Annotated in this window: 10 protein-coding genes; 9 read left to right on the forward strand and 1 reads right to left on the reverse strand. The window is 26.6% G+C overall.

What is annotated here, in order from left to right:
* Positions 1–216 precede the first annotated feature (216 nt).
* The 5 genes from BGI42_RS01495 (at position 217) to BGI42_RS01515 (ending at position 5,987) form a co-directional block, all read left to right on the forward strand.
* Positions 217–477, forward strand: coding sequence for a GIY-YIG nuclease family protein (locus BGI42_RS01495; RefSeq protein WP_069678641.1), 261 nt, complete (start codon positions 217–219; stop codon positions 475–477).
* Positions 478–498: 21 nt separating this feature from the next.
* Positions 499–1,500 (forward strand): LacI family DNA-binding transcriptional regulator, encoded by a 1,002-nt coding sequence (locus BGI42_RS01500; protein ID WP_069678642.1) that lies wholly within the window; start codon positions 499–501, stop codon positions 1,498–1,500.
* 308 nt (positions 1,501–1,808) lie between these two features.
* Complete coding sequence (locus tag BGI42_RS01505; RefSeq protein WP_105165891.1) at positions 1,809–3,473, forward strand: glycoside hydrolase family 13 protein; 1,665 nt, start codon at positions 1,809–1,811, stop codon at positions 3,471–3,473.
* Between the two features lie 62 nt (positions 3,474–3,535).
* Positions 3,536–5,197: a PTS transporter subunit IIBC gene (locus BGI42_RS01510; protein WP_069678643.1), complete on the forward strand. Its 1,662-nt coding sequence runs from the start codon at positions 3,536–3,538 to the stop codon at positions 5,195–5,197.
* A 1-nt stretch (position 5,198) separates the two neighbouring features.
* Positions 5,199–5,987, forward strand: coding sequence for an endonuclease/exonuclease/phosphatase family protein (locus BGI42_RS01515; protein ID WP_069678644.1), 789 nt, complete (start codon positions 5,199–5,201; stop codon positions 5,985–5,987).
* Between the two features lie 47 nt (positions 5,988–6,034).
* Here the strand turns inward: BGI42_RS01515 and BGI42_RS01520 are convergent, their stop codons facing one another.
* Positions 6,035–6,526: a MarR family winged helix-turn-helix transcriptional regulator gene (locus tag BGI42_RS01520; protein WP_069678645.1), complete on the reverse strand. Its 492-nt coding sequence runs from the start codon at positions 6,524–6,526 to the stop codon at positions 6,035–6,037.
* Between the two features lie 286 nt (positions 6,527–6,812).
* Here BGI42_RS01520 and BGI42_RS01525 point away from each other — a divergent pair, with 286 nt between their 5' ends.
* The 4 genes from BGI42_RS01525 to BGI42_RS01540 all read left to right on the forward strand — a co-directional run bounded on the left by BGI42_RS01525 (position 6,813) and on the right by BGI42_RS01540 (position 13,648).
* Complete coding sequence (locus BGI42_RS01525; protein WP_069678646.1) at positions 6,813–8,039, forward strand: efflux RND transporter periplasmic adaptor subunit; 1,227 nt, start codon at positions 6,813–6,815, stop codon at positions 8,037–8,039.
* 4 nt (positions 8,040–8,043) lie between these two features.
* A complete protein-coding gene (locus tag BGI42_RS01530; protein ID WP_069678647.1) occupies positions 8,044–11,244 on the forward strand; it encodes an efflux RND transporter permease subunit in 3,201 nt (1,066 codons plus the stop codon).
* Positions 11,245–11,270: 26 nt separating this feature from the next.
* Entirely contained in the window at positions 11,271–12,440 is a 1,170-nt protein-coding gene (locus BGI42_RS01535; RefSeq protein WP_069678648.1) for a multidrug transporter, read from the forward strand.
* Between the two features lie 161 nt (positions 12,441–12,601).
* Complete coding sequence (locus BGI42_RS01540; RefSeq protein WP_069678649.1) at positions 12,602–13,648, forward strand: transglutaminase domain-containing protein; 1,047 nt, start codon at positions 12,602–12,604, stop codon at positions 13,646–13,648.
* The last annotated feature ends 158 nt before the right edge of the window (positions 13,649–13,806 follow it).

Raw genomic sequence — 13,806 nt, forward strand, 5'->3', positions numbered from 1 at the left:
CATTTATGAAAAAAGTGTGGATAACTTTAAAAAAATGTGGATTCATTAAATTTGAATTCACATTTTTTTAGTATAAATAAACTTAAAAATATGTTTATGCTAAATTTATTTTCCTATGCTTTATGCAAACACTTTTATTTATTATATAAAATTATTAACTACTTTATGTTATAATAATTACTAATAATACATAATAAAATATTGAGGAATTTGTATATGAATTATGTTTATATTTTAGAATGTTCAGATAAAACCTTGTATACAGGATGGACCAATGATTTAGAGAAAAGAGTAAAAATGCATTCTTTAGGCAAAGGGGCAAAATATACAAGGGGGAGAACTCCAGTTAAACTTTTATATTATGAAATATTCGAAGATAAAAAAGAGGCTATGAAAAGAGAGTATAGAATAAAGAGACTAACTAGGTTACAAAAAGAAGAATTAATAAGAAATTTTAACTGTGATTTTAGGATATAGTCATGGATTTTGGAGGGGTTTATGAAGGTTACTATAAAAGATGTTGCTAAAGAAGCAAATGTTTCGCCTTCTACTGTGTCTAGAGTGCTATCAAATAGTAGTCAAATCAGTGAGGAAACTAAAAATAAGGTTAGGGAAGCTGTTAAAAAATTAAAATATAAACCTAATGCTATTGCTAGAAGTTTAGCAAATAATAAAACAAGAATAGTAGGAGTAATACTTCCTAATGAAGCTCAGGATTTATTAACAAATCCGTTTTTTATCCAAGCAATGAAAGGAATGAGTGTTTTTGCTCAAAGCAAGAATTATTATATTACTTATGCATTCAGTAAAGATGAAGAACACGAAGCACATCATGTAAAGGATTTTATAAGCAGTAATTTAGTGGATGGAATTTGTCTATTAAGAGCTAAGTCTAATGATAGTAATATAAAATATTTAAAGGAAACAGGCTTTCCATTTGTTGTTATAGGTAGACCAGAAGAGACAGAAGGAATTTTATGGGTAGATAATGATAATTTTAAAGCAACATATGATTTAGTTAATAAATTAGCTAAAAAAGGCAAAAAAAAGTTAGCTTTTTTAGGAGCTAGAAAAGAGTGGAATTTAACTAAAGATAGAATTAATGGATTTAAGGTATCATGTCAAATGAATGGGATTAATATAAAAGATGAAGATATTGTAATCAAAGAAGAATTTACTGAAAAAGAAGGAATTGAAGCTACTAAGGAGCTTTTAAAGCATAAGATTCCAGATGCCATTGTAGCAGAAGATGATATGTTAGCTTTTGGTGCATTGAAGGTATTTAAAGAAGAAAATTTAATAGATATAGCTATAATAGGATTTAATAATACTCAATTAGCAGAATTTCAAAATCCACCATTAGCATCAGTGGATATAAATGCATATGAGTTAGGATATTATGCAGCTAAAATATTAATAGATTCATTAGAAAATAGTAATAAAAGTGTTGACCATTATATAATAGATACAAACTTGGTAATTAGAGATTCAATAAAATAATGCTTTATTGAATCTGTATAAGTTTTTTTGCAACCGATTGCGAGAAATACTTTGTAATTGTGAGAAAGAATATGAAAAATAAAGGATTAAGTATAATTTTTATCTAATAAAGGAAAAAAATCTTTTGTAATCGGTTGAAATAATTGATATAATTAAGGTACAAAATTTAGATAACAGTTAATTTTAAACACAAATGATGAATTTACATTACTAAATATCTGATTAGATCATATATTTCTTAGTATATAAAATTAGTCATTTAAATTTTATATTTTATGCAATCGATTGCGAAAGGAATGTACTTACTAATGAAAAAAATTTGGTGGAAAGAAGCAATAGGTTATCAAATCTATCCAAGAAGTTTTAAAGATTCTAATGGGGATGGAATTGGTGATTTAAGAGGAATAATATCTAAGTTAGATTATTTAAAGAACTTAGGAATAGATGTAATTTGGATATGTCCAATGTACAAGTCTCCTAATGATGATAATGGATACGATATAAGTGATTATCAAGATATAATGGAAGATTTCGGAACAATGGCTGACTTTGATGATTTATTAGAGGAAGTTCATAAAAGAGAAATGAAGTTAATTATTGATTTAGTTATTAATCATACAAGTGATGAACATAAATGGTTTATAGAATCTAAGTCATCAAAAGATAATCCTAAAAGAGATTGGTATATTTGGAAATCTGGTAAAGATGGAATTGAACCTAATAATTGGGAAAGCATATTTAAAGGTCCTGCATGGGAATATGATGAGAATACAGATGAATATTTCTTACATTTATTTTCAAAAAGGCAACCTGATTTAAATTGGGAAAATCCAGAAGTAAGAAACGAATTATATAAAATGATAAATTGGTGGTTAGAAAAAGGCATTGATGGATTTAGAGTTGATGCTATAAGTCATATTAAAAAAGATCAAACATTTGAAGATATTAAAAGTGAAAAAAATGAAAGATATGTATCTTCATTTGAAAAACATATGAATTTTCCAGGAATACATAGATTTTTAGCTGAACTTGCTGATAATACTTTTGAAAATTATGATATCATGACTGTTGGCGAAGCTAATGGTGTTGATTCAGAAGAAGCAGAGCTTTGGGTTGGAGAAGAAGATGGAAAATTTAATATGGTATTTCAATTTGAACATCTTGATTTGTGGGATTATGACTCAGATAGTAAATTATCAGTAGTTGCATTAAAGAAAGCATTAACAAAATGGCAAAACAATTTAAATGGTGTAGGTTGGAATGCATTATTTATAGAAAATCATGATATTCCAAGAGTTGTTTCAACTTGGGGAAATGATAAAAACTATAGAAAAGAATGTGCTAAGGCATTAGGTTTAATGTATTTTATGCAACAAGGAACCCCATTCATTTATCAAGGACAAGAACTTGGTATGACAAATGTTAAATTTGAAGATATAAATAAATATGATGATATTAAATCAGTAAACATATTTAATGAAAGAGTACAAGCAGGAATTTCAAAAGAAGACGCACTTAAAGAAATTTGGGCAATATCAAGAGATAATTCTCGTACACCAATGCAATGGGACAGTAGTAAAAATGCAGGATTTTCAACTGATAACCCTTGGATAGATATTAACTCAAATTACAAAGAAATAAATGTTGAATCTGAATTAAAAGATTCTAATTCAGTATTTAATTTTTATAAGAGAATGATACAAATTAAAAAGAATAGTGAAACTTTAATTTATGGTGAATACAAACTTATATTAGATGAAGATAAAAATATATATTCATATATGAGAATTTTAGATGATAAAAAATATATGATTATATGTAATTTATCAGATAATGAAAATTTATATAAATATGATGAAGAAGTATTAAGATTTGAAAATTTAATTTTATCTAATTATCATGTGGATAAGCATGATGAAATTAATAGTATAAATTTAAAACCTTGGGAATGTAGGTTATATAAATTAATTTAAAACTAAGTTTTTATGGTAATAGGGTATTGAGAAAAAATAATTATAAGGATAGGGTGGAGAAGATGAAAGCAAAAAGAGAAAAATTATTTTCATTTGAATTTTGGCAAAAATTCGGTAAAGCACTTATGGTAGTTGTTGCTGTAATGCCAGCAGCTGGATTAATGATTTGTCTTGGAAAATTAATAGGAATGTCTGTAGATTTAGCTTTAGTGCAAACCATTGCAAGAGTTGTTGAAGACTTAGGTTGGGGTATTATTGGTAATTTACATGTTTTATTTGCAGTGGCAATTGGTGGATCTTGGGCAAAAGAACGTGCAGGTGGAGCATTTGCTGCGATAATAGCATTTATACTTACTAACCGTATTACAGGTGCTATATTTGGAGTTAGTTCAGCAATGTTAGGAGACAAAACTGCGACAGTAACATCACTTTTAGGAAGACAATTAGTAGTAGGAGATTATTTTACATCTATACTTGGAGCACCAGCTCTAAATATGGGAGTTTTTATTGGAATTATTTCTGGGTTCTTAGGAGCTACATTATATAATAAATATTATAACTTTAATAAATTACCTAATGCATTATCATTCTTTAACGGTAAACGTTTTGTTCCTTTTGTAGTTATAGCAGGTTCAATAGTAACAGCAATAATACTTTCAATTATATGGCCTTTTGCTCAATCAGCTTTAAATGCTTTTGGTGTATGGCTTGCAGCATCTAAGGATACAGCACCTATATTATCACCATTTATATATGGTTGTTTAGAACGTTTACTATTACCGTTTGGATTACATCACATGCTTACAATACCAGTAAACTATACTGAATTAGGTGGAGTTTATACAATATTAACAGGTTCTAATGCAGGACATGTTATAGCAGGTCAAGATCCATTATGGTATGCTTGGATATCAGATTTAATAAACTTAAAAGGTGCAGGAGATATGTCCACATATAACAATTTATTATCAACAGTTACACCAGCAAGATTTAAATATGGACAAGTAGTTCTTTCAAGTGCTTCATTAATGGGTGTTGCTCTTGCAATGTACAGAAATGTTGATGAAGATAAGAGACATAAATATAAATCAATGTTTTTATCAGCAGGGCTTGCAGTATTTTTAACAGGTGTTACAGAACCAATAGAATTTATGTTTATGTTTGTTTCACCAATACTTTATGGAGTATATGCTATTATAACAGGTATTGGATTTGCATTAGCTGATATAATAAATTTAAGAATACAAGCTTTTGGATTTGTAGAATTTACAACTCGTATTCCTATGTTTGTTAAAGCAGGATTATCAATGGATTTAGTTAATTTTGTAATAAGTGGAATTGTATTTTTCTTCTTAAATTACTTTACATTTAATTTCTTAATCAAGAAATTTAAGATTGCTACTCCTGGTAGAAGAGGAAATTATATTGACTCAGAAGATGATGATTCTTCACAAAATTCATCAAATTCAAATGCGTCAGGTGATGAACTAGCAGTAAAAATAATTTCATTATTAGGTGAAAGAGAAAATATTGTAGATGTAGATGCTTGCATGACACGTTTAAGAGTAACAGTTAAAGATAAATCTTTAGTGGCGGATGAAAAACAATGGAAGAAAAATGGTGCACTTGGTTTAGTGGTAAAAGATAAAGGAATACAAGCAATATATGGACCTAAAGCTGATGTTTTAAAATCAAATATTCAAGATATATTAGGAGTGTACTAAAGTGAAACTATTAACTTTAAATTGTCATTCTTGGCAAGAAGAAAATCAATTAGATAAAATAAAATATTTAGCTAAAACAATAGTTGAAAAAGATTATGATGCAATAGCACTTCAAGAAGTAAGTCAATCTATTGATGCAAAAATTATTAATGGTAACTTAAAAGCAGATAATTTTGCATTACTATTAAAATATGAATTAGATAAATATGATACTAGCTATAATTTTTTCTGGGATTTTTCTCATATAGGTTATGGAAAATATCAAGAAGGTTTAGCAATATTTACTAAGCATAATATAATTAATGAAAAATCATTTTTTATAACTAAAGCAACAAATATACAGTATTGGAAGACTAGAAAAATTGTAAAGATTACATTTAAATATAAGAATAAAAATATAGATTTTTATTCTTGTCATCTAGGATGGTGGGACGATGAAGAAGAACCATTTGAAAATCAAGTAGAAAAATTATTACAGGAAAATACTTCTGATAAAATTATATTTTTTATGGGTGATTTTAATAATAATGCATTTATAAGAAATGAAGGATATGATTATTTGCTTAGTAAAGGTTTAGTTGATACATTTAAAATATCCAAAGAATGTGATAATGGAATTACGGTCAAAGGAAAAATAGATGGTTGGGATGAAAATAAGGAAAAGTTAAGATTAGATCTTATTTTAAGTAATAAAAAGTTAGATGTCTTGACATCTAGAGTAATATTTAATGGAATTAATAAAGATGTAATATCTGATCATTATGGTGTTGAAGTTAGCCTAAACTTATAAATAAAATAAATGAAATAAAAAAAATAAGACGAATGATTTTATTCGTCTTATTTTTTTTCTATTTTTTTCATTATATTGTATAGCTTTGATACACAATCGTTTAATGTGTATAAATCATCATCATCTAAAATTTCGATTTTACTTACTAATTTAGCTTTTGCAGCATTTCTAAATTCTTCAAATATATCTAATGCCTTTTTTGTTAGCTCAACTCTAAGTATTCTTCTATCATTTTCATCACAATATCTATTAACTAAACCATATTCTATAAGTTTATCTATTATAGGTGTCATATTAGATTTAGATATACCTAAGTTATTAGCTATTTGAGATATTGGAGAAGAATTTGCTTTATGCAGATAAAGAATTACTTTTGTATGAGATGGTGGCATTGGAAATTTATTCATATAATCTTCGATTTTTTTTGGTGGTTTAGGAAAATTTTTTATAAAATCATTTTCACTAAAAATATTATTTTTCACTAAAAATAAAAAAGTTAATAAAGAATCAGAAATTTTATCTAAATCTTGTTTATGCATTAGTACAACTCCTTAAAATTCTAATAAATACAATATAGATTATAAACTAATAATTATTTAGACACAAGAAGGAAAGTTATTGACTTAGAATAATTATAAATTTATAATTAATTATACTTTATTAATTAATACTAATGTTGACAAAATTTAGATACTGATAGACATTTTTTAGAGAAATATGACTTTAATCGTGATAATAAAAATATTAAATGTTAGGAGATGTTTAGAAAAATTTATATGAATTGTTTTAATTAAAAATGACATTAAAAGTTGGAGGGCAATAAGTATGAAAAAATATTTAGCATTATTATTAGTATTTAATATGATGTTGTTAGTTGGTTGTGGAAAGAAAGATGTACATACAGAACAAGAAAAATCAATAGCAGTGTCAGTTAAAAGATCTAAAAACAGTGGTATAGAAAATAAGAATACATTTACAGGTACTACTAAAGTAGCTACAGAAACTTCTATTACAGCAGAAATGGCTGGAACAGTAGAGAAGATATATGTATCACTTGGTCAAGAAGTTAAAAAAGGGGATGTACTTTTAACTTTAAAAGGTGATGATGTGAATAATAGTGTTAATCAATCAAAAGCAGCTTTAGATTTAGCACAAGCAAATTATAATAATACTACAAGCGGAAGCATAGAAAGTCAAAAAAATCAATTAGAAAGTTCATTGAAACTTGCTCAATTACAATATGATGAAGCAAAAAGAAATTATGACATGTATACAACATTATATCAAGCAGATGCAATAAGTGAAGATCAATATAAAAAAATAGAGCTTAATTTTAATCAAGCAAAGCAACAATTAGATGTAGCTCAAAAATCATATACAACATCAACAGAAAAGAGTATTCCTCAATTGCAAGAGTTAGCTGAAAAACAATTAGAACAAGCTAAGGTAGCATATGAAATAGCATCTAGTAATTTAGATAAGCTTACATTAGTATCACCAGTTGATGGAGTAATTACAACTAAAAACTGTGATTCTAATGAAATGATTAGTCAACAACAGCCAGCATTTATCATTTCTTCTCCAAACACTTTAGAAGTTAATATAAATGTGGCACAAGCTGATATAAATAAGTTTTCAGCTGGACAAGATTTAGAAGTTATAATAGATGGACAAACTATAAATGGAAAAGTTCAATATGTTCCATTAGTAGTAGATTCAAAAACCTCTTTATATCAAATAAAAATATTAATAGATAATTCATCAAACATTTTTAAAGCTGGGATGTCTGCAGAAGTTAATTTAAGTTTAGAAAAAAATGAAAATACAATAACTGTTCCTAAAAAAGCTGTATTTGAAGAAGATGGTAAAAAATATTTATATATAGTAAATGATGAAAATAGAGCTATAAAAACAGTTGTTAAGACAGGAATAGAAACATCAAATAATATTGAAATTAAATCTGGAATTAATTCTGATGATACAGTAGTTGTTGGTGGAATAACACTTATAAATGATGGAAGTAAAGTATTTCCTGTAGAAAAGGAGGACTAAGCTTATGAATTTAACCAAAACTTCAGTTAAACGTCCTCTTACAATAATAATGGTATTTTTAGTTGTTATTATGTTTGGTTATATAGGTTATTTAAAGATGCCAGCAAACTTGATGCCAGATATAGAAATACCTGTAGTAATGGTAACAACACAATGGCCAGGAGCAGGGCCGGAAGATATTGATGAACATATAAGTGAAAAAATTGAAGAAAAGTTATCCGCAGTATCTAATGTTAAAAAGACTATTTCAATGTCTCAGGAAAGTGTTTCTATGGTTGTAGCACAATTTGAGTACGGAACAGACCTAGATGAAATATTAAATGATATACGGTCAAAGGTTGATTCTGTTCAAGCTACTTTACCAGATGATGTTACAAAATCAACTGTACTTAAAATGGATATAAATGCTCAAGCAATATCACAACTAGTTATATCAGGTGGACATAGTTCAGAAGCTTTAATGAAATATGCTGAAGATACTATTCAACCTAAAATTGAATCAGTTGAAGGTGTTACAGAAGCAGGAATCAATGGTGGAGATAAGTCACAAGTAAATATAACTGCTGATCCTGCTGTTTTATCAAATTATGGTGTAAGTTTACAAACTATAAAAAATGTGTTATCAGCTACTAATAAAACTTTTCCATATGGTTCAATAATTCAAGGAGAAGATAAAATTGTATTAAGAGGCGTTGACGAATTAAATTCCTTAGATGATGTAAAACAGATTCAAATACCATTAAGTGGTAAAAATACTGTTAGATTAGACAAGATATGTGATGTTGAATATGGATTTGTTAAGAAAAAATCTATATATAGATATAATGGTGAGAATAGTTTAGTAATAGATATACAAAAGCAACAAGATGCAAATACTGTACAAATTATGAATGATGTTTACAAAACAGTAGAGAAACTTAATTCAGATAACCCAGAATACAAAATAGAAATAGTAAATGACTCAAGTGAATATATAAGTGATTCAATTAGAAGTGTAATGCAAAATCTTGGGATAAGTGCAGTTATAGCATTTTTAGTTATATTACTTTTCTTAAAAAATATTAGAGCATCATTAGTTGTTGCAATTGCAATACCTACATCAATAATAGGTGCCATTGCATTACTTTATTTTACTGGTGAAACTTTAAATATGGTAACATTAGGTTCACTTGTAATAGCGGTAGGTATGGTTGTAGATAATGCAACAGTTATTATAGAAAATATATTTCAATATAGAAGAGATACTATATTAGATATTGATAATTGTGCTATAAAAGGAACTCAAACTGTAACTAATGCAATTGTAGCATCAACATTAACTACAGTAGCTATATTTTTACCTATATTATTTACTGAAGGATTTACAAAAATAATGTTTGGTGCTTTAGCTAAAACCCTTATATATGCATTAACATTATCGTTAATAGTAGCAGTAACTCTTGTTCCTAGTATTTTTGCAAAGTTAAGTAAAGGTGAAAATTCTAAAAAAATAGTAGAAAAACCATCACCTATTTTTAATAAGCTTAGTAAAAAATATAAAAGTATATTAAATGTTGCTTTAAATCATAAAAAAATAGTGGTATTTATAAGCATATTATTATTTGTTGCATCTATATTTGCTTCTACACTTGTAGGTGTGGATTTCATGGCATCAACAGATGAAGGAAAGCTAAATATATCAATAACATTACCAGAAGGACTTGAATTAAATGCTAATGATTATTATGTATCAATGGCAGAAAATAAGATTTCTGATATTCATGAAATAAAAACTACTATGACAACATTAGCTCCATCATCTAGAAATGGGAATAATACAGCGAATATAGCAATAGAATTAATACCAAAAAGTGAAAGAAAAAAATCAACTAAAGACGTAGAAAAAGAAGTAGTTGAAAGAATGTCAACTGTTCCTGATTGTGAAATAAAAGTTAGTGCAAGCAGTAGTATGGAAGGTGGCTCTGATGGTGTTTCGCTTGAGTTAAAGGGACCTAATATTGATGTATTAGAAGAAATAGCAAAACAAGCTAAGGAAAAATTAAATTCTTTAAAAGGTTTTAGAAATGTAGATACATCTCTTTCTGATACAACTAAAGAAGCTCAGTTTAAAATAGACAAAGACAAAGCTGAGCAATATGGGATAAATACTTCTGGAATAGCAAGTTTGTTACGTACAGCAATAAATGGAGATTCAGTAACAACAGCAACAATAGATGATTATAAAGTTAATGTTAATTTAAAATATAAAGAATCAAGTATTGATAGCATAGATGATATAAAGCAAATTAAAGTAACATCTCAAACAGGTCAGCAAATTCCAATAGCTGCATTTGCTGAAATAACAATGGAAGATGGTTTAAAGTCTGTTTCTAAAAGTGATGGAGATTATACTATAACTATTTCAGCAACAGTAGATGATTTAGATACAGGTACGGCGTCAAAACAAGCTATGAATGCTATTAATGAATTAGATATGCCAAGAGATTATAATGTTTCTTTTGGTGGATCAACAGAAATGATGAATGAATCAATGAGTGGATTAATTTTTGCTATGGTTATAGCCATAATACTTGTTTATATGGTAATGGTTGCACAGTTTGAATCATTTAGTAAACCATTTATTATAATGTTCTGTATTCCATTTGCATTTGTTGGAGTTATTGCTGCATTAGTAATAACAAGAGCAAACCTTAATGTTGTAGGAATGCTCGGATCTATACTACTTATAGGTATAGTTGTTAATAATGGTATAGTTTTAATAGATTATATTGAACAACTTAGAAAAGCTAAACCAAATGATAATTTAATAGATATAGTTTCTACTGGATCAGCAACAAGACTTAGACCAGTTCTTATGACTACAATGACAACAGTTGTAGGAATGATACCAACAGCTTTAGCTTTAGGTAGTGGTGGAGAGACAATGCAACCTTTAGCAGTAGTAATAATAGGTGGACTTTCAGTATCTACTTTAGTAACACTTATATTGATTCCTACAATATATATGATATTTGATAAAATAGGAAATAAATTTTTAAATGGATTTAATAAGTTGAAAGATAAAATAATTAAAAAAGTAAAAAAATCGCCTTTTAGAAATAAAGAAAAAACAGATACTAATAATGAAACAAATTATGATATTGATATAAAACAAATAGAAAAAAACACTGAAGAAATACTGAATAATGACGATGAAAATAAATAATACGATATTAGGAAGGATGGGATGTAATGAATAAAAGCTTAAAAAGATTAGTATCATTGACTGTTGCAGGTTTAATAACATCAATATCATTAGTTCAAATGCCAGTAAGTGCTAATACATCTAAGTCAGTATTAAGTTTAGAAAAAGCTATAGATTCAGCAGTAGATAATAGTTATCAAATAGTGTTAAATGAACAAAAACAGGATATGCTTGAAGATAAAGATGATTTTTATCAGGATGTTGATAAGGATGATGATGGATATAATGATATACAAATGAGTGAAAATGAGCAAAAGAGAAAGTTTTTAGAAGATCAAATATCTGTAGATGTAACTAATAAATATAATTCAATAATATTACTTAAAAAAGAATTAAAGAATATAAACATAGATATAAAAATAAAAACTAAAGACTATGAAACTATGGAATTGAAAAAGAAAATAGGTTTAGTTAGTACTATTCAAATTCAAAATGCTAAAGCAGAAATAGACAAACTTAAGGCTGAAAAAAAGTCAAAAGAAGAAGAACTAGAGAATAGTAAAAAAGTTTTTTCTATAATAACAGATATAGATGTTGAAGATTATATATTAGATAATGATGTTAAATTTAAACCATTAAGGCTGGATGAATCTTTAGAGTTTTATCTTGATGATAGAATAGATACTTACTTTAGATATAATAAAAAGTTAGCTGAATGGGTTGAAGATAATTACACAAGTACAGCAGGATCTAAACCAGTTTCACCAAATTCAAGTGATGAAAAATATAAGGAAAAAGATGAAGATGGAAATTTTAAATATAATTTTAAAACTGATTTAGAACAATGGAAATTAGATTATAGAAATTGGATGGCTAATTCATTAAAAGATATAGAAAGTGAGTATAAAGCTAATACAGCTGTAGACTCAGTTAATGATGGTAAGAGAACTATGAAGCAAACATTGCTTACAACTTATACAAAGCTTGTTACATTAGAAGGTAATATATCTTCAATGAAGTCACAGCTTGAAGTATTAAATAATAAAACTAAGATAACTAAGTTACAATACGATATTGGACTAGCTACGAAACAAGATTATTATAAACAACTTTTAGCTAATGAACAATTAAAGGTTACTTATGAATCTTTAATTAATAGCTACAATGATTTAAAAGAAAAAATAGATAAACCGTGGACTATTTCTTCTGGAATGTAGTAAAAAAGCCATGCTTTGGTGAAGCATGGCTTTTTTATTCTTTGTAATTTATAAAATACTGTATTTTAAAGATTATTTTTATTAAATATAAATATATAGTATAATTACTAATAAATTATTATACATTTTAGTAATAAAATTATATAGTTAGGGGGAGCAGAATGAAGGTATTAAGAAATACATTAAAATCAATAATAATAGGAATAACTTTAATTACTTCTACATATGTAAATGTTTATGCTTCAGAAACATTTTATGATTCTAATAAATTAAAGAATGAAATTTATAATAATTTAGAGGATTGGAAAACAGATTTTACTCTTAATTATGGTGGAGAAAATATTCAGTCTATACTAGATAGTGCAATAAATAATGAAGATTATTTAGAAAGATCAGTAGCATCATATAACATAAAAATTAGTGGAGCTATAAATAAATTTAATATAAAATATAGAACAACAAAATCACAAGAAAATTTTATTGATAGTGAATTAAAAAGAATAGTGAATAATTTAATAGATCCCAATATGAGTAAAGTAGATAAGATTATAACTATAAATAATTATTTGGTTAAAATATATAAATATGATTATAATTTAAAATCTGATAATGTATATTCTGCATTAACAACTAAAAAAACTATATGTCAAGGTTATGCTATGACTGCATATAAAATGTTTAAGATATTAGGTATAGATTCTAGAATTATTAGTGGAACAATAAATGGAACAGCACATGCTTGGAATATGGTAAATATTAAAGGTAATTGGTATCATTTAGATATAACTAATAATGATAATGTTATTAGAGATAAATATTTACTTGTAAGTGATCAATTTTTAATATCAGAAGGATTCAGTTGGGATAGATCTAAATACCCAGTTTCATATTCTAATTATTATAATAGTCATAAGACTTATGTAGATTATAATAATGATAATGAAAAAGATATATATACTTATTATAATGGTGGAAAGTGGTATATTAAAGATGGTGTTTGGCATTATTTTAGATATTGTGGTAAAGATGCTATAGGATGGCTTAAAAATGATGGAAACTGGTATTACTTTGATAGGAATGGTGATATGAAAGTAGGGTGGATATTAGATAATGGAACATGGTACTATTGTTATTCTAATGGACAAATGGCCTATAATACTACTATAGGTAAATATAAATTAGGTAGTACTGGAGCTTTGATAAATTAGAATTTTTTATTTAGAATAATTCATATTAAATATTAGTAAAAAAATTAAACATAGGAAAAATTTAATATAAATAAAAACACCTATATTTTATATAATAACAATATAGGTGTTTTTATTTTTTAAAGATATTATGAGTACACTTAAAGAATAAAAAAATA

Source organism: Clostridium taeniosporum (assembly GCF_001735765.2).
In the GTDB taxonomy this organism is placed as follows: Bacteria; Bacillota; Clostridia; order Clostridiales; family Clostridiaceae; genus Clostridium; species Clostridium taeniosporum.

What these genes read in the sequence shown, in the direction of transcription:
- BGI42_RS01495 (WP_069678641.1), top strand. Translation starts at nt 217, where the DNA reads ATGAATTATGTTTATATTTTAGAATGTTCAGATAAAACCTTGTATACA.
- BGI42_RS01505 (WP_105165891.1), top strand. Translation starts at nt 1,809, where the DNA reads ATGAAAAAAATTTGGTGGAAAGAAGCAATAGGTTATCAAATCTATCCA.
- BGI42_RS01530 (WP_069678647.1), top strand. Translation starts at nt 8,044, where the DNA reads ATGAATTTAACCAAAACTTCAGTTAAACGTCCTCTTACAATAATAATG.
- BGI42_RS01535 (WP_069678648.1), top strand. Translation starts at nt 11,271, where the DNA reads ATGAATAAAAGCTTAAAAAGATTAGTATCATTGACTGTTGCAGGTTTA.
- BGI42_RS01500 (WP_069678642.1), top strand. Translation starts at nt 499, where the DNA reads ATGAAGGTTACTATAAAAGATGTTGCTAAAGAAGCAAATGTTTCGCCT.
- BGI42_RS01510 (WP_069678643.1), top strand. Translation starts at nt 3,536, where the DNA reads ATGAAAGCAAAAAGAGAAAAATTATTTTCATTTGAATTTTGGCAAAAA.
- BGI42_RS01540 (WP_069678649.1), top strand. Translation starts at nt 12,602, where the DNA reads ATGAAGGTATTAAGAAATACATTAAAATCAATAATAATAGGAATAACT.
- BGI42_RS01520 (WP_069678645.1), bottom strand. Translation starts at nt 6,526, where the DNA reads ATGCATAAACAAGATTTAGATAAAATTTCTGATTCTTTATTAACTTTT.
- BGI42_RS01525 (WP_069678646.1), top strand. Translation starts at nt 6,813, where the DNA reads ATGAAAAAATATTTAGCATTATTATTAGTATTTAATATGATGTTGTTA.